General features: G+C 59.4%; 27 protein-coding genes, 2 tRNA genes and 1 other RNA gene. 20 read left to right on the plus strand and 10 right to left on the minus strand.

The window, feature by feature from the left end:
- The first annotated feature begins 42 nt into the window (after positions 1-42).
- Positions 43-462 (plus strand): Holliday junction resolvase RuvX, encoded by a 420-nt coding sequence (ruvX, locus tag ACN0Q0_RS07895; protein WP_417242873.1) that lies wholly within the window; start codon positions 43-45, stop codon positions 460-462.
- A complete protein-coding gene (locus ACN0Q0_RS07900; RefSeq protein WP_417242839.1) occupies positions 462-713 on the plus strand; it encodes a DUF1289 domain-containing protein in 252 nt (83 codons plus the stop codon). The genes ruvX and ACN0Q0_RS07900 overlap by 1 nt, the downstream gene beginning before the upstream one ends.
- Positions 714-716: 3 nt before the next feature.
- On the opposite strand, the gene ACN0Q0_RS07905 is transcribed toward ACN0Q0_RS07900, so the two are convergent.
- Positions 717-1,538 carry a sulfite exporter TauE/SafE family protein gene (locus tag ACN0Q0_RS07905; RefSeq protein ID WP_417242840.1) on the minus strand — a complete coding sequence of 274 codons (822 nt, stop codon included), beginning with the start codon at positions 1,536-1,538 and terminating at the stop codon, positions 717-719.
- 147 nt (positions 1,539-1,685) lie between these two features.
- Between ACN0Q0_RS07905 and ACN0Q0_RS07910 the strand changes: the two genes are divergently transcribed.
- Positions 1,686-2,882, plus strand: a complete 1,197-nt coding sequence (locus tag ACN0Q0_RS07910; protein ID WP_417242841.1) for a multidrug effflux MFS transporter — start codon at positions 1,686-1,688, stop codon at positions 2,880-2,882.
- A gap of 21 nt (positions 2,883-2,903) precedes the next feature.
- Here the strand turns inward: ACN0Q0_RS07910 and ACN0Q0_RS07915 are convergent, their stop codons facing one another.
- Positions 2,904-3,893, minus strand: a complete 990-nt coding sequence (locus ACN0Q0_RS07915; protein ID WP_417242842.1) for an MDR family oxidoreductase — start codon at positions 3,891-3,893, stop codon at positions 2,904-2,906.
- An 80-nt stretch (positions 3,894-3,973) separates the two neighbouring features.
- Between ACN0Q0_RS07915 and ACN0Q0_RS07920 the strand changes: the two genes are divergently transcribed.
- The 7 genes from ACN0Q0_RS07920 to ACN0Q0_RS07950 all read left to right on the plus strand — a co-directional run bounded on the left by ACN0Q0_RS07920 (position 3,974) and on the right by ACN0Q0_RS07950 (position 8,463).
- Positions 3,974-4,687 carry a FadR/GntR family transcriptional regulator gene (locus tag ACN0Q0_RS07920; RefSeq protein WP_417242843.1) on the plus strand — a complete coding sequence of 238 codons (714 nt, stop codon included), beginning with the start codon at positions 3,974-3,976 and terminating at the stop codon, positions 4,685-4,687.
- Positions 4,688-4,747: 60 nt separating this feature from the next.
- Positions 4,748-5,122, plus strand: a transfer-messenger RNA (tmRNA) gene (ssrA, locus tag ACN0Q0_RS07925).
- 117 nt (positions 5,123-5,239) lie between these two features.
- The gene (locus ACN0Q0_RS07930) at positions 5,240-5,668 is read left to right on the plus strand and encodes an ester cyclase (RefSeq protein ID WP_417242844.1); all 429 of its coding nucleotides are present in this window, start codon (positions 5,240-5,242) and stop codon (positions 5,666-5,668) included.
- Positions 5,669-5,775: 107 nt separating this feature from the next.
- Positions 5,776-6,285 (plus strand): SspB family protein, encoded by a 510-nt coding sequence (locus tag ACN0Q0_RS07935; protein ID WP_417242845.1) that lies wholly within the window; start codon positions 5,776-5,778, stop codon positions 6,283-6,285.
- A 215-nt stretch (positions 6,286-6,500) separates the two neighbouring features.
- Positions 6,501-7,895 carry a class II fumarate hydratase gene (gene fumC, locus ACN0Q0_RS07940; protein WP_417242846.1) on the plus strand — a complete coding sequence of 465 codons (1,395 nt, stop codon included), beginning with the start codon at positions 6,501-6,503 and terminating at the stop codon, positions 7,893-7,895.
- A gap of 93 nt (positions 7,896-7,988) precedes the next feature.
- Complete coding sequence (locus tag ACN0Q0_RS07945) at positions 7,989-8,249, plus strand: DUF4169 family protein (RefSeq protein ID WP_417242847.1); 261 nt, start codon at positions 7,989-7,991, stop codon at positions 8,247-8,249.
- Positions 8,230-8,463 (plus strand): ribbon-helix-helix domain-containing protein, encoded by a 234-nt coding sequence (locus ACN0Q0_RS07950; protein ID WP_417242848.1) that lies wholly within the window; start codon positions 8,230-8,232, stop codon positions 8,461-8,463. The genes ACN0Q0_RS07945 and ACN0Q0_RS07950 overlap by 20 nt, the downstream gene beginning before the upstream one ends.
- On the opposite strand, the gene ACN0Q0_RS07955 is transcribed toward ACN0Q0_RS07950, so the two are convergent.
- From ACN0Q0_RS07955 to cysS, 3 genes are all read right to left on the minus strand, one after another.
- Positions 8,436-9,215 carry a squalene/phytoene synthase family protein gene (locus ACN0Q0_RS07955; protein ID WP_417242849.1) on the minus strand — a complete coding sequence of 260 codons (780 nt, stop codon included), beginning with the start codon at positions 9,213-9,215 and terminating at the stop codon, positions 8,436-8,438. The genes ACN0Q0_RS07950 and ACN0Q0_RS07955 overlap by 28 nt on opposite strands.
- Positions 9,212-10,840, minus strand: coding sequence for a citramalate synthase (gene cimA / locus ACN0Q0_RS07960; protein WP_417242850.1), 1,629 nt, complete (start codon positions 10,838-10,840; stop codon positions 9,212-9,214). The genes ACN0Q0_RS07955 and cimA overlap by 4 nt, the downstream gene beginning before the upstream one ends.
- Positions 10,841-10,954: 114 nt before the next feature.
- Positions 10,955-12,376 (minus strand): cysteine--tRNA ligase, encoded by a 1,422-nt coding sequence (gene cysS, locus ACN0Q0_RS07965; protein WP_417242851.1) that lies wholly within the window; start codon positions 12,374-12,376, stop codon positions 10,955-10,957.
- A gap of 193 nt (positions 12,377-12,569) precedes the next feature.
- On the opposite strand from cysS, the gene mazG reads away from it, so the two are divergent.
- The 3 genes from mazG (at position 12,570) to ACN0Q0_RS07980 (ending at position 15,359) form a co-directional block, all read left to right on the plus strand.
- Positions 12,570-13,400 carry a nucleoside triphosphate pyrophosphohydrolase gene (mazG, locus tag ACN0Q0_RS07970; protein ID WP_417242852.1) on the plus strand — a complete coding sequence of 277 codons (831 nt, stop codon included), beginning with the start codon at positions 12,570-12,572 and terminating at the stop codon, positions 13,398-13,400.
- Between the two features lie 96 nt (positions 13,401-13,496).
- Complete coding sequence (locus tag ACN0Q0_RS07975) at positions 13,497-14,513, plus strand: Fe(3+) ABC transporter substrate-binding protein (protein ID WP_417242853.1); 1,017 nt, start codon at positions 13,497-13,499, stop codon at positions 14,511-14,513.
- 342 nt (positions 14,514-14,855) lie between these two features.
- The gene (locus ACN0Q0_RS07980) at positions 14,856-15,359 is read left to right on the plus strand and encodes a GNAT family N-acetyltransferase (RefSeq protein ID WP_417242854.1); all 504 of its coding nucleotides are present in this window, start codon (positions 14,856-14,858) and stop codon (positions 15,357-15,359) included.
- An 85-nt stretch (positions 15,360-15,444) separates the two neighbouring features.
- Here the strand turns inward: ACN0Q0_RS07980 and rnd are convergent, their stop codons facing one another.
- The 3 genes from rnd to purM all read right to left on the minus strand — a co-directional run bounded on the left by rnd (position 15,445) and on the right by purM (position 18,342).
- Positions 15,445-16,602: a ribonuclease D gene (gene rnd, locus ACN0Q0_RS07985; protein ID WP_417242855.1), complete on the minus strand. Its 1,158-nt coding sequence runs from the start codon at positions 16,600-16,602 to the stop codon at positions 15,445-15,447.
- Between the two features lie 109 nt (positions 16,603-16,711).
- On the minus strand, positions 16,712-17,302 hold the full coding sequence (gene purN, locus ACN0Q0_RS07990; protein ID WP_417242856.1) for a phosphoribosylglycinamide formyltransferase: 591 nt from the start codon (positions 17,300-17,302) through the stop codon (positions 16,712-16,714).
- Positions 17,299-18,342, minus strand: coding sequence for a phosphoribosylformylglycinamidine cyclo-ligase (gene purM, locus ACN0Q0_RS07995; RefSeq protein ID WP_417242857.1), 1,044 nt, complete (start codon positions 18,340-18,342; stop codon positions 17,299-17,301). The genes purN and purM overlap by 4 nt, the downstream gene beginning before the upstream one ends.
- Positions 18,343-18,444: 102 nt before the next feature.
- Here purM and ACN0Q0_RS08000 point away from each other — a divergent pair, with 102 nt between their 5' ends.
- On the plus strand, positions 18,445-19,365 hold the full coding sequence (locus tag ACN0Q0_RS08000) for a sterol desaturase family protein (RefSeq protein WP_417242858.1): 921 nt from the start codon (positions 18,445-18,447) through the stop codon (positions 19,363-19,365).
- 72 nt (positions 19,366-19,437) lie between these two features.
- Here the strand turns inward: ACN0Q0_RS08000 and ACN0Q0_RS08005 are convergent, their stop codons facing one another.
- Positions 19,438-19,683, minus strand: coding sequence for a hypothetical protein (locus tag ACN0Q0_RS08005; protein ID WP_417242859.1), 246 nt, complete (start codon positions 19,681-19,683; stop codon positions 19,438-19,440).
- A 262-nt stretch (positions 19,684-19,945) separates the two neighbouring features.
- On the opposite strand from ACN0Q0_RS08005, the gene ACN0Q0_RS08010 reads away from it, so the two are divergent.
- The 4 genes from ACN0Q0_RS08010 to ACN0Q0_RS08025 all read left to right on the plus strand — a co-directional run bounded on the left by ACN0Q0_RS08010 (position 19,946) and on the right by ACN0Q0_RS08025 (position 23,300).
- Positions 19,946-20,022 (plus strand) — tRNA-Ile (locus tag ACN0Q0_RS08010).
- Positions 20,023-20,302: 280 nt separating this feature from the next.
- Positions 20,303-21,013: an FkbM family methyltransferase gene (locus ACN0Q0_RS08015; RefSeq protein WP_417242860.1), complete on the plus strand. Its 711-nt coding sequence runs from the start codon at positions 20,303-20,305 to the stop codon at positions 21,011-21,013.
- An 85-nt stretch (positions 21,014-21,098) separates the two neighbouring features.
- Positions 21,099-22,265 carry a nucleotide sugar dehydrogenase gene (locus ACN0Q0_RS08020; protein WP_417242861.1) on the plus strand — a complete coding sequence of 389 codons (1,167 nt, stop codon included), beginning with the start codon at positions 21,099-21,101 and terminating at the stop codon, positions 22,263-22,265.
- A gap of 24 nt (positions 22,266-22,289) precedes the next feature.
- Positions 22,290-23,300, plus strand: a complete 1,011-nt coding sequence (locus ACN0Q0_RS08025) for an NAD-dependent epimerase/dehydratase family protein (RefSeq protein ID WP_417242862.1) — start codon at positions 22,290-22,292, stop codon at positions 23,298-23,300.
- Between the two features lie 43 nt (positions 23,301-23,343).
- Here ACN0Q0_RS08025 and ACN0Q0_RS08030 read toward each other — a convergent pair whose 3' ends face one another.
- The gene (locus ACN0Q0_RS08030; RefSeq protein ID WP_417242863.1) at positions 23,344-24,702 is read right to left on the minus strand and encodes an ATP-binding protein; all 1,359 of its coding nucleotides are present in this window, start codon (positions 24,700-24,702) and stop codon (positions 23,344-23,346) included.
- A 44-nt stretch (positions 24,703-24,746) separates the two neighbouring features.
- On the opposite strand from ACN0Q0_RS08030, the gene ACN0Q0_RS08035 reads away from it, so the two are divergent.
- Positions 24,747-25,676, plus strand: coding sequence for an MBL fold metallo-hydrolase (locus tag ACN0Q0_RS08035; protein WP_417242864.1), 930 nt, complete (start codon positions 24,747-24,749; stop codon positions 25,674-25,676).
- Between the two features lie 58 nt (positions 25,677-25,734).
- A tRNA-Asn gene (locus ACN0Q0_RS08040) sits at positions 25,735-25,809 on the plus strand.
- Position 25,810: the final 1 nt, after the last annotated feature.

Below are 25,810 nucleotides of genomic sequence, written 5' to 3' on the forward strand. Positions count from 1 at the left end.
ATTTTCGACGACGTCGCCGCGTTCAAAGCGGCATTGCCACCAATGCGCGCCCTCGCGGGGCTTGATTTTGGCGACAAAACCATTGGCGTGGCAATCTCGGACCGGTTGCTGACCGTCTCCTCCCCAACCGACACCATCCGCCGCAAAAAGTTTGGCGTCGATGCAGAAAGCCTGCTCAAGCTTTTGACTGCGCGTGAGGTCGGGGGCATTGTCTTGGGACTGCCGCGCAATATGGACGGCACTGAGGGCCCGCGCTGTCAAAAGACCCGCGCCTTTGCCCGTAATCTCGCACAGTTGACCGAATTGCCGATCACCTTTTGGGATGAACGCCTGTCCACCGTGGCCGCCGAACGCGCCATGTTGGAGGCCGATATGTCACGGGCCAAACGGGCCGAAAAGATCGATCAGGTGGCCGCGGGTGTGATCCTTCAGGGCGCACTTGACCGCCTCAGGAACGTGTGATGAGCGACGAGGACAGCCGCAAGGTCTGGGCGCGTGACGCGATTGAAAGCCCCTGTACCAATGTCTGTCAGATTGATCCCGACACCCGCCTGTGTCTGGGCTGTGCCCGCTCGATCGACGAGATCGGCGCATGGGGCAGTCTGAGCCCCGAGGCGCGGCGCATGATCATGGGTGATCTGCCCAACCGTCAGGTCAGCACGGGCAAACGCAAAGGTGGCCGCGCGGCCCGCCTCAAACGCCCCCCCGTCTAAACCTCAGCCCATCAACGCCTTGCGCAGCATGTTGAGGGCGACAAAGATCAAAAAGCCGCCAAAGACGCGCTTGAGCGGTTTGGGGTCCATGGCATGGGCGATTCTGGCCCCGACCGGCGCGGTGATCAGCGTCATCGACACCACCACCAGAAATGCCGCCACATTCACGGCGCCGACGGTAAAGGGAGGGGTGACCTCAGCGGGTAAATCCGCGAACAAGAACCCGATGACGGACGGCACGGCGATAATCGCGCCAAACCCCGCCGCCGTGGCCACAGCGCGGTGAATCGGCACGCCGTAAAGCGTCATGGTCGGCACCCCGAACGAGCCGCCACCAATGCCCATCAGCACCGACATGAACCCGATGAACGGGGCGACAACGGCGCGCATCATCCCCTTTGGCATCTCGGATCCCAACCGCCACGCGGAGTTGCCAAAGGCCATGTAAAGCCCGATAAAAATGCCGACACCGCCAAAGATCAGGATCAAGGTGTCCGAGCGCAGGCTCGACGCGACAAGCACACCGACGATGGCCCCGCCCACGATGCCCGGAGCGAAGCTTTTGAGGATCGGCCACTCGACGGCGCCCTTTTTGTGGTGCGAGGACACAGAACGGACCGAGGTCACGATGATGGTGGCCAGAGATGTGGCCAAACAGATTTGCATCAACTGCGGGCTGTCATAGCCAAGCCCCGCAAAAGCATAGTAAAACGCAGGCACAAGCACGATGCCGCCGCCCACACCCAACAGCCCCGCAAGCACACCCGCAAAGGCACCGATCACGGCGATCATTGCCGCAAAGGGCAAGATTATTGCAATATCCATCCCGCACACCCCTTGTTCACTGCCCTCTTCCATAAACGCACAACGTGACCTTGACCAGAGACCCAAATCAGCGTCCAAGATGGGGGAAAACGCACAGGCCGCCACAGATCGTCAACCGACAGGCGCGGCCGCTTTCGGAGTAACCCCATGACCCCACTTATGCGCAGCGCCATCGTGCTCGGGCTTTTGTCCGCCGTTGGCCCCTTTGCCATCGATATGTTCCTGCCGGCCCTGCCCGCGATTGCCGCCGATCTGGGCGCGTCTGTGGCCAGTACACAAGGCACGATCACCTTTTACTTTATCGCCTTTGGCCTCACGCAGCTGATCTACGGACCTTGGTCGGACCAAGTGGGGCGTAAATTGCCGCTCTATGTCGGTCTGGGGCTGTTTTTCGTCGCATCGGTCCTGGCCGCAATGGCGCCGACGATCAATATGCTGATCCTCGCCCGGATCGGTCAGGGGCTTGGCGCGGCGTCGCTCATGGTTGTCACCCGCGCCATCATCCGCGATCAGTACACCGGTTACGAGGCGACAAAACTGATGGGGTTGATCATGCTCGTGTTCTCCGTCTCGCCGATGTTTGCGCCGCTGTCGGGCGCGGCCCTCATCACGGTCACGGGATGGCGCGGGATTTTCGCCGCGATGGCCGTCGCGGCCGTGATTGCCGTCGCCGTCACCGCCATTTGGCAGGCCGAGACCCTACCCGAAGAGCACCGCGTACCGGTGCACCTCAAATCCATGGGACGTGGCATCCGCACCTTGATGCGTGATCCGGTATTTATGGGGCTGACCTTTGTCGGCGGCTTCGGCATGGCAGCGTTTTTTATCTTTATCGCCTCCGCGTCCTTTGTTTATGTCGAGACCTTCGGCCTGACGCCGACCCAGTTCTCACTGGCCTTTACCGTCAATGCGATGGGCTTTATCGGCGCGTCCCAAGCCGCCGCCCCCCTGATGCAAAAGCATGGCGCGCTCAAGATCATCTTGCTCGGTGTGGGCGGGTTTGCCGCCTCGATGTGTGTGCTGATGGCCTTGGCGGTGGCGGGGCTGGCGACGTTCCCCGTGATCCTTGCGGGGCTGATCGCGGGCTTCGGCTTTATGGGTCTTGTGATCCCGACCACGATGGTCGCCGCCCTCGATCCGCATGGCGAGATCGCGGGACTGGCCTCGTCGCTTGGCGGCACATTGCAAATGGTGGCCGGCGGCGTGATGGTCGCCGCATCCGGTCCGTTTTTCGACGGCACGCCCACACCGATGATCGGGGCGATGACCGTCTGTTCGCTGATCACGCTTGGCCTGCTTTTGGCGATCTTGCCCCGCGCCCGCCGCATTATGTCAGCGGGATAGGCGCGGGGTTGTCATGTGCGGTCAGGCGTTTACGTCGACCACAACACGACCTTTGACGCCACCCTTCAGGATCGACGCCCCCAATTCGGGCAAATCGCTCAGGGTGGCGTTCTGCACCATGCCATGCAATTTGTCCAATGGCAGATCCTTGGCCACCCGCGCCCATGCGCGTTTGCGGTTTTCGATCGGCTGCATCACGGAATCAATGCCCAGAAGGTTCACGCCGCGCAACAGGAACGGCACGACGCTTGCCGGCAATCCCGCCCCCCCCGCCAGGCCCACGGCGGAAACGGAGGCACCATATTTCATCTGGCCCAGAACGCGCGCAAGCATCTCGCCGCCCACGGCATCGACACAGCCCGCCCATGTTTCGGCCTCAAGCGGGCGCTTGACGGTCTCGTTGAGCGCTTCACGCGGCACAATCGTGGCGGCCCCCAGAGATTTAAGGTAATCGCCCTGCTCGGGGCGCCCCGTCACGGCGGCGACCTCATAGCCCAGATGCGCCAGAATAGCGGTGGCCACGGAGCCAACACCCCCCGCCGCCCCCGTCACCAGAACGGGACCCTTGTCGGGGCTCAGCCCGTGATCCTCAAGCGCCATAACCGCGAGCATCGCGGTGAACCCCGCCGTCCCCACGGCCATGGCGTCACGCGGGCTCAATCCTGCGGGCAACGGGACGAGCCAATCGGCCTTGACGCGGGCTTTTTGCGCATAGCCGCCCCACCGGTTTTCACCCACGCGCCAACCCGTCAACACCACCTTGTCGCCCGCCACAAACCGCGGATCGTCCGAGGCCTCGACCGTCCCCGCAAAATCGATGCCGGGAACGTGGGGGTAGGTGCGCACCAGACCACCGCCCTTGGGCGACAGGCACAGCCCGTCTTTGTAGTTGAGCGTCGAGTAGTCCACCGCCACGGTCACATCGCCCTCGGGCAGCGTTGCCGCGTCGATGTCCGTAATCTGTGCAACGGCCAAGCCGTCCTCACCTTGTTCCATCACCAATGCGCGCATGTCGTCCTCCGATCCTGAGCTTGCAATACAATCGTCCTGCGCCCATAATTGTCAGACAATTACAGGAGTTGGCAAGTCAAATGTCAGACAATTTACAGGCCGCTGATATTAAACAAGATTTATCAGCGTCAATCGCAGACAGAATTCGGGCCGACATTCTGTCGGGCTGTTTGGCTGCCGATGACCGCCTCCCCTCCGAACAGGATCTGGCCGAAGCCCACGGTGTCTCCCGCGCCACCGTGCGCGAAGCGTTAAAACGGTTGGCGGCCCAAAGCCTCATTCGAACCAAGCGCGGCGCCACAGGCGGCGCCTTTGTCAATCGCCAGTCCTTTCCCGAGGCCTATGCACAGATGGCCTCCACCGCCACCTTGTTGATTACGCTCAACGACGTGGATATCGCCACGGCCTGCGAAGCCCGCTTTGCACTTGAGCGCGGGTGCGCACGCCTTGCGGCCAAGCATCGCGAACAGGTCCACATCGACACCATGCGCCGCGAAGTGGCCCGCCAACGCGACCCGACCCTGAGCGACGAGGCATTTTGCGCCTCCGATGTGGTGTTTCACCGTGCCTTGGTCGATGCCGCCGCCAACCCCGTTTTATCGTGGCAACTGGCCGCCGCAATCGAAGGCATCGAGCCGTTGATGAACATTCTCACCTACCGGCAACGCGACCGCGATGCGGTTGTGACGCTGCACAATGCGATTGCCGATGCTCTGGAGAATCGTGTTGGCTCCAAAATCGAAAGCCTGTTGGATCATTTGTGCGACCAGACCCTGCGCACTGCCCTGGCCTGACATCGCGCTGGCCTGAAATCACACTGGCCTGACATCACACACTGGCCTAACACCGCAACAGCCCTTGAACCTGCCCGCACAAACGCCTACATCTGGGGTGTCGGGCTTGCTCGACTATGAACATAAACGCGCATGTAATAAGCGGATCGGACCCGGGGGCGGTACCCGGCGTCTCCACCAATCATTCCCGTCGCGGCCTTCATTTGGGGCCGGTACGGGGCACATGGGGACGAAATAGGATCGACGGACGTCTAAAGATGTTTGCTTTGTTTCGGTGAGTTACCACCGTTATCGGTACACTAAAGCTAGTTGCAAATGACAACAAAGCTCCAATGGCTCTCGCAGCGTAAGCTGTGCGAAACATTGAAACCTAAGTCCTTAGGTTTAGCGACTTAAGGCGGGGTCCGCAGGTACCTGGCAACAGAAACCTGCACTTCCTCCCCCTCCTAACGCATTGAAATGACCGCACTTGCCGTTGCGTCGGCGTTTACCTCTCCTTTAGAAACAGGCCGCTACATCTGTGGGGTATTTACCCCATTCAGGACATTCCCCATGACCACTGCCGCCGCCCTTTACCAAGCCTTTTATGACCGCGTCTGGGTTCAGGGCGACATCGACGCGATTGACGACTATCTGACCAATGACACCGCCTCCAAAGGCTTGCTCACCGATTTTTCCGCCAATGCCCAAGACGTCAAGGAACTGGTTTTGGCAGCAAGGGCCATGCTGTGCGAAATCGCCTGTACCGTCGATGTCGCCGTGGATGCCGATCCGTGGTATTGGGCGCACGTCACCATCTCGGGGCGACACGCGAAAACGATGCAGCCGACCGATTTCACAGCCCAGGTTATGGGCCGGATGGAGGATGGCGCCCTTGTCGAGGTCTATAACACCGTCGATCTTTTGAGCTTTTTCGAAAAAATGGGATCCCTACCCGAAAACGCCACCGCCCTCATGTTGTCGGGGGAGCAGTTCGACTAAGGCAATCAAATGGTGTTTCACGGACCGCTTTCAGTCTCCTAACCCCTTCCCTTCACTCCCGAATCCCCTATGCTGAAACTGTCAGGTTTCAAAGAGGACGAAATGACATGGGCAAAAGCATCGATTACGGCAATCTGATGCACGACGCGATGCGTGGGCTAATCCGTAAAGTTCTGGACGGAATCAAAGCCAATGGATTGCCCGGCGATCATCATTTCTTTATCACCTTCGACACGATGCACCCCGATGTCGAACTGGCCGATTGGCTGTCGGATCGCTATCCCGAGGAAATGACCGTCGTTATCCAGCACTGGTTCGACAATCTGGATGTCACCGATGACGGTTTTGCCATCACCCTCAATTTCGGTGACAATCCCGAACCGCTTTATATTCCCTATGATGCGATCCGCACCTTTGTCGATCCGTCGGTTGAATTCGGCCTGCGGTTCGAGACCCAGGAAATCGATGCCGACGAAATGGATGAGGACGACGAGGATCTGACGCCCGTTGAGGCCGAGATCACGACCCTTGAAAAGGCCGGCGCCGACAAGGCAGAGACAGGCCCCAAGCCCACGAAGGATGCCGAAATCGTCTCTCTGGACAAGTTTCGCAAATAACTTCCCACACCCGATCCTGACAGACCCTTCTCCGGAACACGGGGGGCTTTGCGCGCCTTTGCCGTTCGCTGTGCCTTAATGCCTGTCATTGCCTCAAATCAAACGCAACTTTAGCGCAAACACCGAGGTGTATGCGTTGGTATACATTGATTTACTCCCCCCGACCGCGTATAGCCGGACCCAAGATTTTGGCACCATCAAGGGAGAGAGCCCCGATGACAAATACCCGTACAGAAACCGATAGCTTTGGCCCACTTGAGGTTCCCGCAGACAAGTATTGGGGCGCACAGACGCAGCGCTCGATCCTGAATTTCCCGATCGGTTGGGAAAAACAACCCGTCCCGATTATCCGCGCCCTTGGTGTGGTCAAAAAAGCCTGTGCGATGGCCAACAAAAACCTCGGCACGATGGAGCCGGAGATTGCCGATGCGATTATCGCGGCAGCGGGCGAAGTGATCGACGGCAAGTTCGACGACAACTTTCCCCTCGTGGTCTGGCAAACCGGTTCCGGGACGCAGTCGAACATGAACGCCAACGAAGTCATCTCGAACCGCGCGATTGAAATGCTCGGCGGTGTGATGGCGTCCAAATCGCCCGTCCACCCCAACGACCATTGCAACATGGGCCAGTCGTCCAACGATACCTTCCCGACCGCGATGCACGTCGCCATCGGGATGCAAGCCCGCGATGTCTTGATCCCCGGCCTGACCAAACTGGCCGAAGCGCTCGAAGCGAAATCCGAAAAGTTCAAAGATATCATCAAGATCGGCCGCACCCATACGCAAGACGCAACGCCGCTTACCCTTGGCCAAGAGTTCGGCGGCTACGCCCACCAAGTGCGCAAAGGCATCGCCCGCGTTGAGGCCTGTCTCGGTGACATTTACGAATTGGCACAGGGCGGCACCGCCGTCGGCACCGGTCTGAACACGCAAAAAGGCTGGGCCGAAATGGTCGCCGCCAACATGGCGGAAATCACCGACCTGCCGTTCGTGACCGCGCCCAACAAATTCGAAGCTCTGGCCGCGCATGACGCCATGGTGATGTTCTCCGGTGCGCTCAACACCGTTGCGGCGTCCTTGTTCAAGATCGCCAACGACATCCGGCTGCTCGGCTCCGGTCCGCGCTGTGGCCTTGGCGAATTGAACCTGCCCGAGAACGAACCCGGCTCGTCGATCATGCCCGGCAAAGTGAACCCGACACAGGCCGAAGCCCTCACAATGGTGTGCGCCCATGTCATGGGCAACAACGCCGCCGTCGGTTTTGCAGGCAGCCAAGGCCATTTCGAACTGAACGTCTACAACCCGATGATGTCCTATAACGTATTGCAATCCATGCAACTTTTGGGCGACAGCGCCTCGGCGTTCACCGACAACATGGTTGTGGGCATTGAGGCCAACGAGGCCCGTATCGAGAAACTGCTGCACGAATCCTTGATGCTCGTCACCGCTCTTGCGCCCACGATCGGCTACGATAACGCGACCAAAGTTGCCAAGACCGCGCATAAAAACGGCACCACCCTCAAACAAGAGGCCATTGCACTCGGCTTTGTCGATGAGGCCACGTTTGACGCGGTCGTGCGACCCGAACAGATGATCGGCCCCAAAGACTAAACCGGTCTCACGTTCACGATACAGGGCGGCCCTTGGGTCGCCCTTTTATTTGGCGCTTTATAGAGCGGGAAAATCGTGGTACTATCCTACCCCATGAGCACATCACCCCCGTCCAACGTCACCAACCTCAACCAATTTCGCAAGAAAAAGGCCCGCGCGGCAAAACGCGCGGCCGCCGATGAAAACGCGACCAAATTCGGATTGTCCAAGGGGCAAAAGCACGTCACAGCCTTCGATGCCGCCAAAGCAAAGTCGGCTTTGGACGGGATCAAGACCGAGGCGAAACCAGAGCCGGAGCGTGACGGACCGTCCCCCGATGAGGCAGACGACGATCATGACCGCCCGCCCCGTTAAACGGTCGCTGACCTTGCACGGCCACCGCACGTCCGTGTCCCTCGAAGACCCGTTCTGGCGGGCCTTTCGCGACATTGCGGACCGTGAAGGCAAACCGATCAACGTGCTTGCGGCCCAGATCGACGAGACACGCGGCGTGGATGCCGGATTAGCCTCGGCGATCCGTGTTTACGTGTTGGATTACTATCAAAACGCCGCCCAACCCGAGAGCTGAGACACGCCCGCGAGGCGCAAAGACGCCTTGAACGCGCCCTGCCCCAAACGGCCCTCGATCACGGCCATCGGATCTTTCGCCGCCTGACGTAACAGCGGCATTTGCATCATCGCATCCAACATAGGCGCGCGTGCGGATTTGCTGAGCCCGCGCAGGTTCTGCGCCCCCCAACGGGCCTTTTCCACCGTCTCTTTGGCCAAGGCCGCAACGGCCTCGGGCCGCCCGTCGATGAGCGGTCTGCGACCGTGGTCCTGTAATGCGGGAATGGCGGTAAAATACCGTCCCAACGCCCCTGCAAACCCCAACCGGTTCAAAGCCTTGGCATGATCCTCACCGGCGCCAAGCAACCGTGACGCCACATGCATCGGGATGACATAGGTGGCATGGAGATAGCGATGCAGCGCCGCCTCATCCTCATGCGGGTCACTGTAGATATCCCACTGGCGGGCCGTCACTGTGGCGTCGAGCGCCGTGGCGGCCGCATCATCGAGCACGGCCGCCAAAGGCGCGGCGACCTCATGGGCGCGGGGCGCTTTGCGCTCCCCGATTTCGGTCAGGACATCACGCCAGAACTGCAACCGCATCTCGGCAATCATGCTTTCTTTCGTCACCCAAGGGGCCTTGGCCACCTCCAGACAAAAGGCATGGATCGGGAACAACACCGCCCGCGCCGCCACAGGGGCCGCCATCGTGGTGCGGAACCGTTCAGGGTCGGCCTTTTCGACCAATTCGGCACAGGCATTAACGCTCATTTGGCCCCCGCGGGTTTTGCCCCGTCACGTACAAGTTTCCACAAAATCGCGTCGAGCAGCGCCTCGAACGAGGCATCGATAATGTTGGACGACACGCCAACGGTGGACCACCGTCGTCCCTGCCCGTCCTCGTGGTCGATGATGACGCGGGTTTTCGCGGCGGTGCCGCCTTGGGTGATGCGCACCTTATAGTCGACCAGATCAATATCGTCGATCAACGCCTGATACGGTCCGAGATCCTTCATCAAGGCACGGGCAAGCGCGTTCACCGGACCTGCGTCCTTGCCATGACTGTCGAGACTATCGGACACGGCAAGGGTCTTTTCCCCGCCGATTTTCGTGACCACAACGGCCTCGGACAGCGACACCATTTTGTTGCGCTTGTTCTTGCGGCGCTCGACGGTGACGCGGTAACGCTTGATCTCGAAAAAGCTTGGCAACAGGCCCAATTCGCGCCGCGCCTCCAATTCGAACGAGGCCTGTGCGCTGTCATAGGCGTAGCCCTCGCTTTCGCGGTCTTTGATGCGGTCGAGAATGCGCGAGAGATCGGTTTTATCGGCAATGTCCAACCCCATCTCGGCCAGACGGCGGCGCAGGTTGCTTTGCCCCGCCTGGTTCGACATCGGCACGATCCGCGCATTGCCCACGACCTCGGGCGCGATATGTTCATAGGTGGCCGGATCCTTGAGAATAGCCGAGGCATGTAGCCCCGCTTTATGCGCAAAGGCCGATGCGCCCACATAGGGGGCCGCGCGTTGCGGGACACGGTTGAGGATGTCGTCGAGCGTGCGCGAGGTCTTCACCAAACCCGCCAAGGCGTCTGTCGTCACCCCCGTTTGCAAGGTCGATTTATACGGTTCCTTGAGCAGGAGCGTCGGGATCAAGGTGATCAGATTGGCATTGCCGCACCGCTCGCCCAAGCCGTTGAGCGTCCCTTGGACGTGGCGGGCGCCCGCGTTGATTGCGGCAAGCGAATTGGCCACGGCGTTGCCGGTGTCGTCATGGGTGTGAATGCCCAGATGGTCGCCGGGGATGCCGCTGTCGATCACGATGCGCGTGATGTCATGGACCTCTTGGGGCAAGGCCCCGCCATTGGTGTCGCACAACACAATCCACCGCGCCCCCGCGCCATAAGCGGCGTGCAGACATTTGAGCGCGTACTCTGGATTGGCCTTGTAGCCGTCAAAGAAATGTTCGGCATCAAACAGCGCCTCACGCCCCTGCGCCACAATGTATTCAAACGAGCGGGCAATGTTGTCGAGGTTCTCGTCAAGTGTGAAGCCGAGCGCTGTGGTGACGTGGAAATCATGGGTTTTGCCGACCAGACACACGGCCTTGGTGTTGGCGTTCAACACGCCCGCAAGCACATCGTCATTTTCGGCCGAACGGCCCGCGCGTTTGGTCATGCCAAAGGCAAGAAAGGTCGCATCGACTTTCGGTGGCGCGTCAAAAAACTCGGTGTCGGTGGGATTGGCACCGGGCCAACCGCCCTCGATATAATCCACCCCAAGCGCGTCGAGCGCATGGGCGATCTGGTGCTTTTCCTCGGTGGAAAACTGCACGCCTTGGGTCTGTTGCCCGTCGCGCAATGTGGTGTCGAAGATGTAGAGGCGGTCTTTGGTCATGTTATTCTTTCCCTTCCTGCCCGTGGGAACCACGGGCTGCGCCTGCCTGCCCCACGGCAGGCGCAGTCGCGCCCGCCCAGTCAGGCGCCCCCCTCATCTCTGTGCCCCAAACGCTCATAGCAGACCCTCCAGTTTGGAAGCGTCGAAATTCGGACCCGCGTCAAGATCGACACCCGTCTTGGACATGCGAACCTCGACACCCGCCTCCAAGAGCGCGGATTTCAGCGCATCCACGGGGGCGAAGTCTTTGGTTTCCATGGCAGTGGTGCGGAGTGCAGAGAGTTTGTCGGCGTAGGCGGAGAGGTCAATCTGCACATCGTCCACCTCAGACGGCGCGGTCAACAATCCAAGCAACTGCGCTGAGGCCAACATCGCCCCCTTTTCATAAAAGCAGTCCTTCTGAGGATTTGCGGCAATGTCCTTGGCCATTTTATGTAAAAGCGTGATAGCGCCCGCGGTGTTCAAATCATCCGCCAACATATCAACTACGGCTTGATCCGCACCAATGGGGTCCGCGCCGTCCAAAAGCTTGCGCCACGATTTCAACGTCGCTTTCGCCTGATCCGCCTTGTCCGCTGTCCAGTCCATCGGCTTGCGATAATGCGTGCTTAGAAACACAAAGCGGATCACTTCGCCCGGCACTGGGGCTTGGCCATCATGGCCATCGAGCAAATCGCGCACGGTAAAGAAATTGCCAAGCGACTTGGACATTTTCTTGCCCTCGACCTGTAGCATTTCGTTGTGCAGCCAGTAGTTGGCAAAGCCCGCGCCATCATCGGCATGACCCGACGCGCAGCAGCTTTGGGCGATCTCGTTTTCGTGGTGCGGGAACATCAAATCGTTGCCGCCGCCGTGGATGTCAAAGTGATCGCCAAGCAGGTCTTTGGACATGGCCGAGCATTCGATGTGCCACCCGGGACGACCAACGCCCCACGGGCTGTCCCATCCGGGCTGATCGCCAACAGACGGTTTCCAAAGGACAAAATCCATCGGGTTGTTTTTGTAATCGGCCACTTCGACCCGCGCCCCCGCGATCATATCATCGGTGGAGCGGCCAGAAAGATCGCCATAGTGTTTGTAGCTGTCCACCGCAAACAACACATGCCCCGCGCCATCGCTATAGGCGTGGCCCTTGGCGATCAGATCCTCGATCATCATGATCATCTGCGCAATGTAATCGGTCGCGCGCGGCATCTCGTTTGGGTCAAGCGCACCCACGGCCCGCATATCATCGAGATACCACTGTGTCGTCTCGTCAGTGATGTCTTTAATCGTGCGGCCACTTTCGGCGGCGCGGGCGTTGATCTTGTCATCTACGTCGGTGAAGTTGCGCACGTAGGTGACGTGGTCGGGACCGTAGACATGGCGCAACAACCGGTACAGCACGTCAAACACAATCACCGGCCGCGCATTGCCGATATGGGCGCGGTCATAAACCGTCGGGCCACAGACATACATCCGCACGTTTTCGGGGTCGATCGGCACAAAGTCGTCTTTTTTACGGGTCTTTGTGTTCGTCAGCTTGATCGTGGTCATCAGCCATAGCCTTTTAATCGCGTGTTAGCGCAGACTTATCAGCTTCACCTATGGGAGAAAAGAGACCGTGTCCGCGCAACAAATGTTAGCGGATAATGCAGCAGATAATAATGGTGCATGTCGTCGTCATGTCGCGACACTAGCACCGCAATTGCGACTTGCAAAGGGCCATGCGCCCCGCCACTTTGCCCCTATGACAGATAAATCCAGTGACCCGATCCACGCCGTGCCGCAAGGCATAGAGCAACTGCTCGAAATCATGCGCCGCTTGCGCGATCCCGAGGGCGGTTGCCCGTGGGATATCGAGCAGGATTTCGCGACGGTTTCGCCGTTCACGATCGAGGAGGCCTATGAGGTCGACGACGCGATTGCGCGGGGCGATATGGAGGATCTGAAATCCGAGTTGGGCGATCTGTTGTTCCAATCGGTATTTCAGGCACAGATTGCCGCCGACAAGGGCCTGTTTGATTTTGACGACGTGGCCAAGAGTATCGCGGCCAAAATGATTTCGCGCCACCCGCATGTCTTTGGCGACGAGAGCAACCAAAAATCCCCCGAGCAACAGACAATAGATTGGGAGCGCGAAAAGGCGGTGGAGCGCAAACGGCGCGGCGAGACGCGGGTGCTTGACGGGGTGGCGATGGGCTTGCCTGCGTTGATGCGGGCGCAAAAGCTGCAAAAACGTGCGGCACGGGTGGGGTTTGACTGGCCCGACGCCTCGCATGTGCTCGACAAAATCCGCGAGGAAGCCGCCGAACTGGAAGAGGCCCGCGACAGGCTCACGCAGGCGGAGGTGTTCGAGGAGTTCGGCGACCTGTTGTTCGTCGTCGTCAATCTGGGCCGCCACATGGGGGTCGACGCCGAGGAGGCCCTCCGCGCCACAAATGCAAAATTTGTACGCCGGTTCAATGCGGTGGAGGACAGGCTCGCCGCAAATGGAAAGACACCGAGCGACAGCGATCTGGCGGAAATGGATGCCTTGTGGGATGCGGTGAAGGTCGTGGACAAGGCCGGAAACCTATAGGACAGGCCGTGCAGATTTTAATCCTGATATTTTCAGTCAGCTATTGACCAAGCATTTTAGTCGGATTAGAACCGCCTCAACCCAAGGAGGCACATCATGCACATCAAACACACCATTCTGGCCGCAACCACCGCACTGACGGCCCTGCCCGCCGCGACGGCAATGGCCGCAGACGTCAACGTCTATTCCTACCGTCAGCCCGAATTGATCGCACCGCTGACGGATGCCTTCACCGCCGCGACAGGCATCAACGTCAACGTGGCCTATCTCGAAAAAGGCATGGTTGAACGGCTCAAAGCCGAGGGCGACCGCTCCCCTGCCGATGTGATTCTCACCGTTGATGTGTCGCGTCTGGCCGAGGCCGTCGACGCGGGCGTAACCCAAGCCGTGACGACCGACACTCTGGAGGCCAATGTCCCCGCCGAGTTCCGCGACCCCGAGGGGCAGTGGTGGGGCCTGACCACCCGCGCGCGCATCGTCTATGCCTCGCGCGATCGCGTGGCCGAGGGCGATGTCACCACCTACGAAGACCTCGCAGACCCCAAATGGCAGGGCCGCATTTGCACCCGCTCCGGCACGCATACCTACATGATCGGCCTGACCTCCGCCTATCTCGCCCACCACGGCGAAGCAGAGACCAAGGCCTGGCTTGAAGGCGTCAAAGCCAACCTTGCCCGCAAACCACAGGGCAACGACCGCGCACAGGTCAAAGCGATCTGGGCCGGTGAATGCGACATCTCGCTTGGCAACACCTACTACATGGGCGAAATGCTCGCCGATCCCGAGCAAAAAGAATGGGCGGACAGCGTGCGCCTTGATTTCCCTGTGTTCGAGGGCGGCGGCACCCACGTCAACATCTCCGGCGTGGCCCTGACCAAAGCGGCAAAAAACTATGACGAAGCCGTTCAGTTCATTGAATACCTGACATCCCCCGAAGCGCAGGAAATCTATGCCGAGGCCAACTCGGAATACCCGATTGCACCGGGCACGCAGGCCTCTGATCTGGTGGCAAGTTGGGGGACGTTCGACCCTGACGGCCTCAACCTGATGGAAATTGCAAACCACCGAGGCGATGCCCTGCGCCTCACCGAAGAGGTCGATTACGACGGCTAAGTCCGCGTATTGACAGTCCGCATGAGCAACGGACACCCGCCCCAAGTCATTTTGGGGCGGGTTTTTCACATTTTTAACAATGACTCACACCTTGATCTTAATGTAAGACCCGCATCACAATCACCTACCCGCCCGATGATTTTACGCGCGATGCATTTTGGTGATTGACACAATGCGCGCTGTGCGCCACCCTTGTCGCATGAAACACGCAATGAACATGACAGCCTATTATTGGACCGACCTCATATAGAGAGCGGCCTATCGTCATGGAAAAATGAAAGGTCGCCGCAGGGCGGCTTTTTTGTTTTTCAAACTCCCTGTGGCACACATAGGAGAGTTAAAATGAACAGCACTGCCCCCCTGACCCTGACCCGCCCGCGACACACCACGCCTGAGGGTGTGACCATCCGCCCCGCGCAATGGGCCGACAAATCCGCGCTTTTGGCGATGATCGGCGCCCTGTCGCGCCACCACGGCGAGGCGGCGACGCTTGACCTGCCGGCCCTTGTCCACCTGCTCAAGGCCGATATGCCGTGGCTGAAACTGATTGTCGCCGAGCATCATGGCCGCGTGATCGGCTACGCCGGCCTCACGGGCGGGATGCGGTTGCAATTCGGCGAGCGCGTCATGGACCTGCATCACCTGTTTGTCGACGAGGCGCATCGCGGGACGGGCATCGGGCGGGCGTTGATCGACGCCGCGCATGATCTGGCGAAATCATGGGGCTGTGGCCGCATGACCGTCGGCACCATGACCACCAATATCGCGGCGCAAAAGGCCTACCTCGCATGCGGTTTTGCCCCTGTTCCGATGACAGGCAAACGTTTCTCCATGGCGGTGGCATAAACGCGGACATCAGAGATATGGCCGCAAAAAAGGGGCGGCGGAGCTCCTCCCTCTCCACCGCCCCCGAATGTGGTCGCAGGCTCGATTAGAGCGCGATCACATCAACCTTTTGACCTTTGACGGCCAAGCCGACCTTGCCCTCACACAAGCGCAGCGCATCATCGCCGAACACCTCCGACCGCCACCCACGCAGCGCGCTGACATCGCGTTCGCCCGCCGCAATACGATCAAGGTCAGACGCGGAGGCAATCATTTTCGCCGCCACGTTGTAATTATCTGATTTTGCTTTCAAAAGCACACGCAGCATATCGGCAAGCGCAGGGTTGACCTGTAGCTTTTCCTTGCTGCGATCGGCAATCGGCATGTCACCTGGCGCATAGGCCGCTGCGGCCTTGATCGCGGCGATGATGCCGTCGGCGATGTCGCCTCTGCGCGCCTCGCGCAACAACAGGCGCGAGCGGGACAGATCCTCAAAGGATTGCGGTTTGGTCGAGGCCAGTTCCAACAGCGCATCGTCCTTATAGACGCGGCTGCGCGGGATATTGCGCGACTGGGCGTAACTTTCGCGAAAGGCCGACAGTTCTTTAACGGCGGCAAGGAATTTTCCGGAATTGGTGCGGGTTTTCACACGCTGCCATGCCTCGTCGGGATGCACCACATAGGTCGCGGGCGAGGTCAGGATTTCTTCTTCCTCCTCAACCCATTTCTGGCGGCCTGTACGCTTGATCTCCTTGGCGAGGAATTCATAGATCACCCGCAAATGCGTCACATCGGCCAGGGCGTAGGTTTCCTGCGCTGCCGTCAACGGGCGGCGCGACCAATCGGTAAAGCGCGAGGTTTTATCGAGGCTTTCCTTGGCGATTTTACGCACAAGCGTCTCATAACCGACCTGCTCCCCGAACCCGCACACCATCGCGGCGACCTGTGTGTCAAAGAGCGGCGTCGGGATCACCTGTCCCTGAATGTAGAAAATTTCGAGATCCTGACGGGCGGCATGGAACACCTTGACCACGCTTTCGTCTTTGAACAGCGCATAAAGGGGAGCAAGATCAAGGCCCTCGGCCAAAGGATCAACCAGAACCGCGTCCTCCTCTGCGTCGCCTGGAACGGCGAGCTGAATGAGGCAAAGTTTGGAGTAATACGTCCGTTCACGCAAGAATTCGGTGTCGACGGTAACGTAATCATGCGCTTTGGCGCGGTCGCAAAAGGCCTGTAGTCCTTCGGTCGTTTTTACTGTGATCATTCTGTTTCTTTTCACTGCGGTGCGGGGTCATCCCGCGCGTCATGCGAGGGTCTTACGCAGTTTCGGGACAAAAGGAAAGCGGGTTGACCGCCTCCGTTGTGGCGTATGATCAAAGATCAACCCGTGCGCGATCCCCCTCGATAAACCGGCGCAACGTGGCGGGGTAAACCAGATGCTCTTTCGGCAAGACACGCGCGGCGATATCATCGGCGGTGTCCCCCGCAAGGATCGGCACACGCGCCTGTGTCAGGATCGGCCCGCCGTCAAGTTCCGCCGTGACCTCATGCACCGAACACCCCGCCTCGGCGTCGCCCGCCTCAAGCGCACGGGCATGGGTGCGCAGGCCTTTGTATTTGGGCAAAAGCGAGGGATGGATGTTAAGCATCCGCCCCGCGTAGTGACCGATAAACGCAGGCGTCAAAATCCGCATGAACCCTGCAAGCGCAATGAAATCAGGCGCATGGGCGTCGAGGGCACGGATCACTGCGGTGTCGAAGGCCGCACGGTCACCTTTGTAATCTTTGTGGTTCACCACCACCGTGGGAATGCCCATCTCGGCGGCGCGCGCCAACCCGCCCGCATCCGGCACATTGGACAGCACCACGCAGGGACGCGCGGGGTGATCGCCGACCATAGAGCGGGCCAAGGTCACCATATTGGAGCCGCCGCCCGAAATCAGGATCGCAACGCGTTTGGTCAAACCAATGCGCCCTCATAGGTCACGCCACCGCCGGTGGTAATGGTGCCGATCGTGTAAACCGTTTCACCCTCGGCGGTCAGCAGCGCAGCGAGCGCCTCGGCCTTGGCGGCGTCGACGACGGCAATCATGCCAATGCCCGCATTAAAGGTTTTGAGCAATTCATGCTGCGACAGATGCGCCGCCTCACTCAGCCATTTGAACACAGGGGGCAAGGTCCACGCGGTCAGATCGATATCGGCCCCAAGCCCCTCGGGCAAAACGCGTGGCAGGTTTTCGGTCAGGCCACCGCCGGTGATATGGGCCAACGCATGAACGCCGCCCGACCGGATCGCGGCCAGAACGGATTTGACATAGAGGCGCGTTGGTTTGAGCAATTCGTTGCCAAGCGTATCATCCGAGAACGGCGCAATATCCGTCCACCGGAAACCGGAAAGATCAACGGTTTTACGCACCAGTGAATAGCCGTTGGAATGCACCCCGTTTGACGCCAGGCCAAGCAACACATCGCCGACCTTGACACCCGATGGCAAATCGGATCCACGCTCCATCGCACCCACAGCAAAGCCCGCGAGGTCGAAATCGCCGTCTTCGTACATGCCGGGCATTTCCGCCGTCTCGCCGCCGATAAGCGCACAGCCCGACATCTCACAGCCCTTGGCGATGCCTTCGATGATCGAGACAGCATTGTCGAGCTTCAGCTTGCCCGTTGCGAAATAGTCGAGGAAAAACAGCGGCTCGGCACCCTGACAGACCAGATCGTTAACGCACATGGCGACAAGGTCGATGCCCACGGTCGAGACATGGTCGGTGTCGATGGCGATGCGCAATTTGGTGCCAACGCCGTCGGTGGCGGCCACAAGGATCGGATCGTCGTAGCCTGCGCCCTTAAGATCGAACATCGCGCCAAAGCCACCAAGACCGGACATCACGCCCGACCGTTTTGTCGCTTTCGCGGCGGGTTTGATCCGCTCGACAAGCGCGTTGCCCGCATCGATATCCACGCCCGCATCCGCGTATGTGAGACCTTTTTTGCCACTCATCACGTCTCTCCTTGTATGGTTGGTTTTCCGATAGCCCACCCTTGGGCTTTTGACAACTCCTCCCCTTGACAAAAACACCGCCAGAGCGGCCATATATCCCGCATGTGGGACACCCTTTCCGACCTGTATCACGCGCTCTTTTCGTCGCATGTCCTGCTTGCGCCGAAGTATATTGTCGTGACCCTCGCCATCATGTGGCTGTTTTACCGGTTGCAGGTGCGGCGCGGACGTATGGCACAGGGGTTTTGGGCATGGGCCACACCGGCGCGCATCTGGCGCCACCGCTCGACCCGCCTTGATATAGAGCTGTTTGTCATCGGACGGGTGATGGTGGCGTTCGACATTTTCGGACGGCTGTCGCTGATTACCGTGATCGCGGTGGCGATTTCGCGCGGCCTGCCCGCCCCGGCCCCTGTGGCGCTCATCGGCCCTGTCACAGTGGCCTTTCTAATGTGGCTGGCCTCCGACATGACAACCTACTGGATGCATCGCGCCTATCACCAGATACGGGTGATCTGGCCGCTTCATGCCGTCCATCACAGCGCCGAGGTGATGACGCCGATTACCGCGTACCGCCAACACCCACTGGCACTGGTCCTGTCCACTGTGGTTAAAACGGCGGGATTGGGCATCGTTCAGGGACTGATTGCGGCGTTTCTCGCGCCCGACACAACTGCGGCAACCTTTGCGGGGGTGAACCTGTTTGCGATGGCGGCCAATTTTGCGATGGCCAACCTGCACCATAGCCATATCTGGATGCGCTATCCTGCGTGGCTTGAGCGGGTGGTCATTTCGCCCGCACAGCACCAAATCCACCACTCGACCCGACGCGCCCACTATAATAGCAACTACGGTCAGACGCTCGCGCTATGGGATTGGGCCTTTGGCACCTTGATCCTGTCGGAGGGTCAGGAGCCACCGCCGATCGGGCTGACCGGCCCCGAAGACGCCGCGCTCATGCAACACTCGCTTGCCACCGCCGTTTTCGCACCGCTCAAGCGATTGGTCCGCTCCGGAAAATAGACCAAAACAAAAGGGGCGCATCCACATGCACCCCTCTCGGCCTTTGATCTCGAAAAACGTCCGAACGCCGTCTTAGAACTTTTTGAGCAATTTGCCCTTGGGCTTTTCAAACGCGGCATCGGTGCCTTTGGTCGACATCGTCGTTCCGCCTTTGCCGATGGTCGTCCCGACCACATAGGCAATAAACAGCCCCAGAATAATCGCTCCCACGTTATCTCCCGAGGAGGACGGTCTTTCGACAATGGAGGCTTCGCCCGCCAAGATCGGTTGCGTCGCAAGCGCCAGAAGGCCGGCGGCATAAATAAGTGTCTTTTTCATTGTTGCTGTCCCTTTTTCATAATGCGTTTTTGAACGGGTAAGCCAAGCCATCTTACTCGTGAATACCGGACCTTATAAACTTACGGTTACCTGAAACTTACGGTTACCTCTCCCTACCCAAAAGAAAACTGACGCATCGCAGGGCGAACTGTCAACCGAAACCTCCCCGAAGGCGCCGCCAGGCTTCCGTGCACACAATACGCACCCGACATCTCAAACCCTCTTGACCCCGCCGCACCCCCACAATACTCAAGGCACCGGCGGGCCTGTAGCTCAACTGGTTAGAGCAGAGCGCTCATAACGCTTTGGTTGCGGGTTCAAGTCCTGCCGGGCCTACCAAACACCGCGACATCAAAATCCATATCGCCAAAGTGGCCCGTCCCCCTGCGTTGCCCCCCTGCCCAAACCGCAAACTGGCATGACCGTGGTACTGACGCGGCACAATGATCCCCTGCGGGGCTGTGCGCGACCAAAACAGGAAGGGCCGCGCCACAGCGGACGCCCCTCCCCCAACACAGCCTAACCCCTAATAAATTGACATCTATACAAATAAGATGGTTCAAATCAGGGGGCATCCTGTGTTGTGGGTGTGCCGGAACACTCAAAGGCGATCTGATCCATGAAAAACCCGATTTCAAAACATGACTTTCACGAAATGGCCAAGCAGCGCGGATATGTGCGCAAATCAACCCCGTCCAAAGTATTTGGCAATATGAAACGCACACCGGACGTCATTGTCGATATCGGTGTCAGAGGGGGGACGGACTGGCTTTATAACGCGTTTCCCGACACACCGTTTGTTCTGGTTGATCCGCAACGTGCCGACCAATGGAATCTGGATCACAAACCGGGCAGTTATGTCATTGTGAACAAGGGGCTTTCGGACACGGCCGGACGGATGGACCTCATGGAACAGGGCGGCAAAAGCACGTTTCACGACCGCACCGCCCTCACCAGCGAAGAAATAAGGGAGGTCTATTCCGTCGAAGTTGTCACCTTCGATCAAATGGCTGACGATCTGGCGTTGACGGGGAAAATCGGCCTCAAAATCGACGTCGAGGGCCACGAGCTTCGCGTGTTGCGCGGGATCAAGGCCTACCGAAAATCCATTGATTTTATCGTGGTTGAAATGAGTATTCTGAACCGTTTTGTGAACACGCCGACCTTTTCGGATATTGTCGTGGCGTTGAACGAAATGGGGTTTCGGTTCTACAACCTGATGAACCATGCCCGTCCCAAAGCACCGTTGCATTACGACGGCATTTTTTTACAGCATGATGACGTTGCATTCGATGCACCGGAGCGCCACCCGACAGCTGACAGCGAATAAGGCGGCGGATCAAGTCTTTGCAGTTGTTGGGCTTTCCCCTATAACGAACAAAATCTTGGTCAATTCCTATTAAAGTGAGCAGTCAATGAAAATTGCGGTTGCGGGTATCGGGTACGTCGGACTGTCGAATGCGGTTCTTTTGGCGCAGCACAACACAGTCATGGCGGTCGATGTCTCGGCAGAACGCGTGGCACAGGTGAACGCGCGCACCTGCCCGATCATCGACGCCGAGTTGGAAGATTTTCTGGCGCACAAGGATCTCGACCTGACGGCAACAACCGATGGGGCCGCCGCCTACGCCGATGCGACATTCGTGATTGTGGCAACGCCGACCAATTATGACGCCCAAACCAACTATTTCGACACCTCCTCGGTCGAGGCGGTGGTCGACGCCGTTCTGGCCGTCAACACGGACGCGGTGATCGTGGTGAAATCGACCATTCCCGTTGGATACATCGACGAATTGCGCGCCCGCACGGGGTCGAACAACATCATCTTTTCGCCCGAGTTCTTGCGGGAGGGCCGCGCCCTATATGACAACCTGCACCCGTCGCGCATCATTGTGGGCGAGCGTTCGGAACGGGCCGAAACCTTTGCCAACCTGTTGTTGCAAGGGGCGGTCAAATCCGATGTCGAGATCTTGTTCACCGATGCCCGCGAAGCCGAAGCGATCAAGCTGTTCGCAAACACCTACCTCGCCATGCGGGTGGCGTTTTTCAACGAGTTGGACAGCTACGCCATGGCGGGCGACATGGATCCGCGCCAGATCATCAACGGCATCTCGCTCGACCCGCGCATCGGCGGGCATTACAACAATCCGTCCTTCGGCTATGGCGGCTATTGCCTGCCCAAAGACACCAAACAACTGTTGGCGAACTATTCCGAGGTGCCAAACAACATCATCCGCGCCATCGTCGACGCCAACCGCACGCGCAAGGATTTTCTGGCCGATCAAATCATTGCCAAAAAGCCCAAGATTGTCGGCATCTACCGCCTCGTGATGAAAGCGGGATCCGACAATTTCCGCCAGTCCTCGATTCAGGGCATCATGAAACGGATCAAGGCAAAAGGTGTCGAGGTGATCGTCTATGAACCCGTGATGGAGGAAGACCAGTTCTTCAACTCCCGCGTAATTTCCGATCTGGACGCATTCAAGGCCGAAGCGGACCTGATCGTCGCCAACCGCATCACCGGCGACATTGCCGATGTGGCGGACAAAGTGTTCACCCGCGATCTGTTCGGCGCCGATTGATCGCAGCCCCCGAAGGATAGCCCTATGCCCACAGCTCTCGTCACCGGCGCGGCCGGATTCATCGGCTCATTCGTCTGCCGCAAACTGCTTGACGAGGGATGGCGCGTGATCGGGCTGGACTGTATGTCCGACTACTACGATGTGACCCTCAAAGAGCGCCGCGAGGCGATGTTAAACCAGTCGGAAAACTACCGCTGCGTGCATGACATGGTCGAGACGCCGGGGCTGTTGATGTCCTTGTTTTCCGAGGAAAAACCGGACGTGGTGGTCCACCTCGCCGCGCAGGCGGGCGTGCGTTATTCGATTGAAAACCCCCGCGCCTATCTGGAAAGCAATATCGTGGGCACGTTCGAATTGCTTGAGGCCGCGCGCGCCCATCCGCCCGCGCATATGTTGCTCGCGTCGACCTCCTCGGCCTACGGCGCGAACGAGGACATGCCCTACGCGGAAACGGACAAAGCCGACCACCAGATGTCATTTTACGCCGCCACCAAGAAATCGACCGAAAACATGGCGCATTCCTATGCGCACCTGTTTGGCCTGCCTGTCACGATGTTCCGGTTCTTTACCGTCTACGGCCCGTGGGGGCGCCCCGATATGGCCCTGTTCAAATTTACCAAAGCCATTTTGGAAGACACGCCGATCGACGTCTATAATCACGGCGATATGAGGCGCGATTTCACCTATGTCGAGGATCTCGTCCACGCCATCCGGTTGCTCATTGACGCGGTGCCTGTCCGCCCCGAAGACGGCGGCGTCGCACAGGGCGACAGCCTGTCCCCCGTGGCCCCGTTTCGTGTGGTCAACATCGGCAACTCCAACGCCGTGCAGCTCACCGCCTTTATCGAAGCCATCGAGGCGGCCACGGGAAAAACCGCGATCCGCAACCTGATGCCGATGCAAGCGGGCGATGTGCCGGCGACATGGGCCGATGCGTCGCTGTTGACATCACTGACGGGCTACGCGCCCGAAACGGATGTCAAAGACGGGGTAAAAGCCTTTGTCGATTGGTACCGCGACTATTACCAAACCTGACGCGGCAAACCGGTCGGCACGTTCGATCCACCCGCAACTCCTCTTAGCGCGAAGTTGTGGCTTTCGAGCGGCGCGGCAGCACGATATCGGCCCGCAATCCGCCATGATCGGCGCTATCGCCAAGGCGCAGCGATCCCCCGTGCCTGCGGGCAATATCCACCGCAATCGACAGGCCCAATCCCACGCCTGACCCCTTGTTCTGGTTGCGCGCCGTATCAAGGCGGACAAAGGGATGTTGGGCGCGTTCACGGTCGGCTTCCGCAATCCCGGGCCCATCGTCCTCAACCGTCAGAACCACAGAACGGTCGAGCGTGTGAAAGGCGACAAAGGCCCGTGTGCCATAGCGCAGCGCATTGCCGATCAGGTTATCAAGCGCACGCGCCAAGGCATCGGGACGCGCCGACATCACCACATCCCCCTCGGGCAAGGGCGCAAGCGTCACATCGCCCCCCGCCCGCTTGGCCCGCGCCACAGCCGCCGTGACCAGGGCCCCCATATCCACGGGTTCGCTTTCCTCCGCCGCATCGGCGCGCGCAAAGGTGAGAAATTCATCAAGCAGGCGCTCCATCTCGGACATATCGTCCTTGAGCGCATCAATGTCCTCTTGTGGTGCGCCATCGGCCTCCAGAAGCGACAGGGTCAACCGCATCCGTGTCAGCGGCGTGCGCAGGTCATGCGACACCCCCGACAGCATCAGGGTCCGTTGATCGATCTGGCGCTCGATACGCGCCCGCATATTCAAAAACGCCGCTCCGGCAGAGCGCACCTCGGTTGCGCCACTCAACCGGTACGGAACCGTCTCGCCCCGCCCGAACGCATCCGCCGCCCGCGCCAACCGCCGGATCGGACGCATTTGATTGCGCAAGAACACAATCGAAATCGCGGTGATAATCAGGCCGGTGAAAAAGGTCAGAACGATCAACTGGTGCGGATTGCGCGCCGAGGCCCGTGTCCGGTCCACCTCAAGGCGCAACCGCCCCGCATCGGTCATATAGGAAAAGGTGAACACCCGACTGTTGCTTGCCAGATCCACACCCTCGAACGTGGCAAAGGCCGCGGCGAGCTCGCGTTCGATGGTCCGCCCCGAGACGTCATACCAATGACGCCGCGTCTGAACCGCGCGCACATCGCTTCCCACGGTTGCGTTGATCTGCAGCCGCGCCGCGAGATCATCCATCACAGAGACGGCATCGGGCGGCGACAGCCCCTCGATGGCCACCTCGTATAGCGCCACCTCGGCCACCACCCCCGCCATCAACTGCTGTGTGATGTCATCGAAATACCGCTTGGAAAACGCGACAAGGACAACCATCTGAAGCACAACAACCGGCACCAGAATGATCAAAGCGGCGCGTCCGTAGATGCCGCGGGGTGTAAACTTTTTGAGCCAAGCAAAGAACATGGGTATTGGTAGCCTTGTCACGCGGCAAAGGGAAAGAGCAAATCATGTCACAGCGACCACAAACGATCACGGACATGGGCGATGGCGTGATCCGCATCCTTGCCCCCAATCCCTCGCCCATGACCTATTGGGGAACGAATTGCTATCTGCTTGGCACGGGTGCGGAGCGGATATTGATCGACGCAGGGCCGCATGACACGAGCCACATCGACGCCGTTCTGGCCGCCCTGCCCGCCGGCGCCCGCATTGCCGCCATTGCCATCACCCACGCCCACCTTGACCATAGCGCGGGGGCCGCCGGTCTGGCCCGCGCCACGGGGGCCACGGTCTATGCATTCGGGGACGCCGCCGCGGGGCGCTCGGAGGTGATGACCCGCTTGGCCAACGATGGCCTCACCGCAGGTGGCGAAGGCGTCGATACAGCGTTTGCCCCCGATGCGCTCTTGGCCGATGGCGATGTGCTGCGTGTGGGCGATGTGGCCCTACGCGCCGTGCATACGCCGGGTCACATGGGCAATCACCTCAGCTTCATCTGGGGCGCGACCTGTTTTACCGGCGATCTGGTAATGGGATGGTCCTCGTCGCTCATTTCCCCGCCCGATGGCGATGCCCGCGCCTATCGCGACAGCTGCACCACCCTGTTGTCGCTCACCCGTTCACGGGGCCTCATGCGGCTGTTTCCGGCCCATGGCGCGCCCGTAACGGACCCTGTGGCGCGGATCGAGGCGCTCTTGGCGCACCGGACAGAGCGCGAAGCCCAAATTCTGGAACAGTTGACGTTAGGGCCATGTGATCTGAACGCTCTGACCCGCGCAATATACACCGACCTCCCCGCACAGGCCCTCCCCTATGCCGCCCGCAACACATTGGCGCACCTCATTGATTTAACAGAGCAAAAACGCGTATCAGCCGCACCACACCTCAATGAAACCGCGCTCTTTTCCATTGCGGGGCCATGCGCACAAACTTTTTGAACTTTTGTCGCAAAACCCCCTTGCGGGCCAGAAATCCCAAAGCTATACACCCCCATATTCCGGCGTAGCTCAGCGGTAGAGCAGTTGACTGTTAATCAATTGGTCGTAGGTTCGATCCCTACCGCCGGAGCCAA

The sequence above is a fragment of the Celeribacter sp. genome, from assembly GCF_048259695.1.
Lineage (GTDB): Bacteria > Pseudomonadota > Alphaproteobacteria > Rhodobacterales > Rhodobacteraceae > Celeribacter.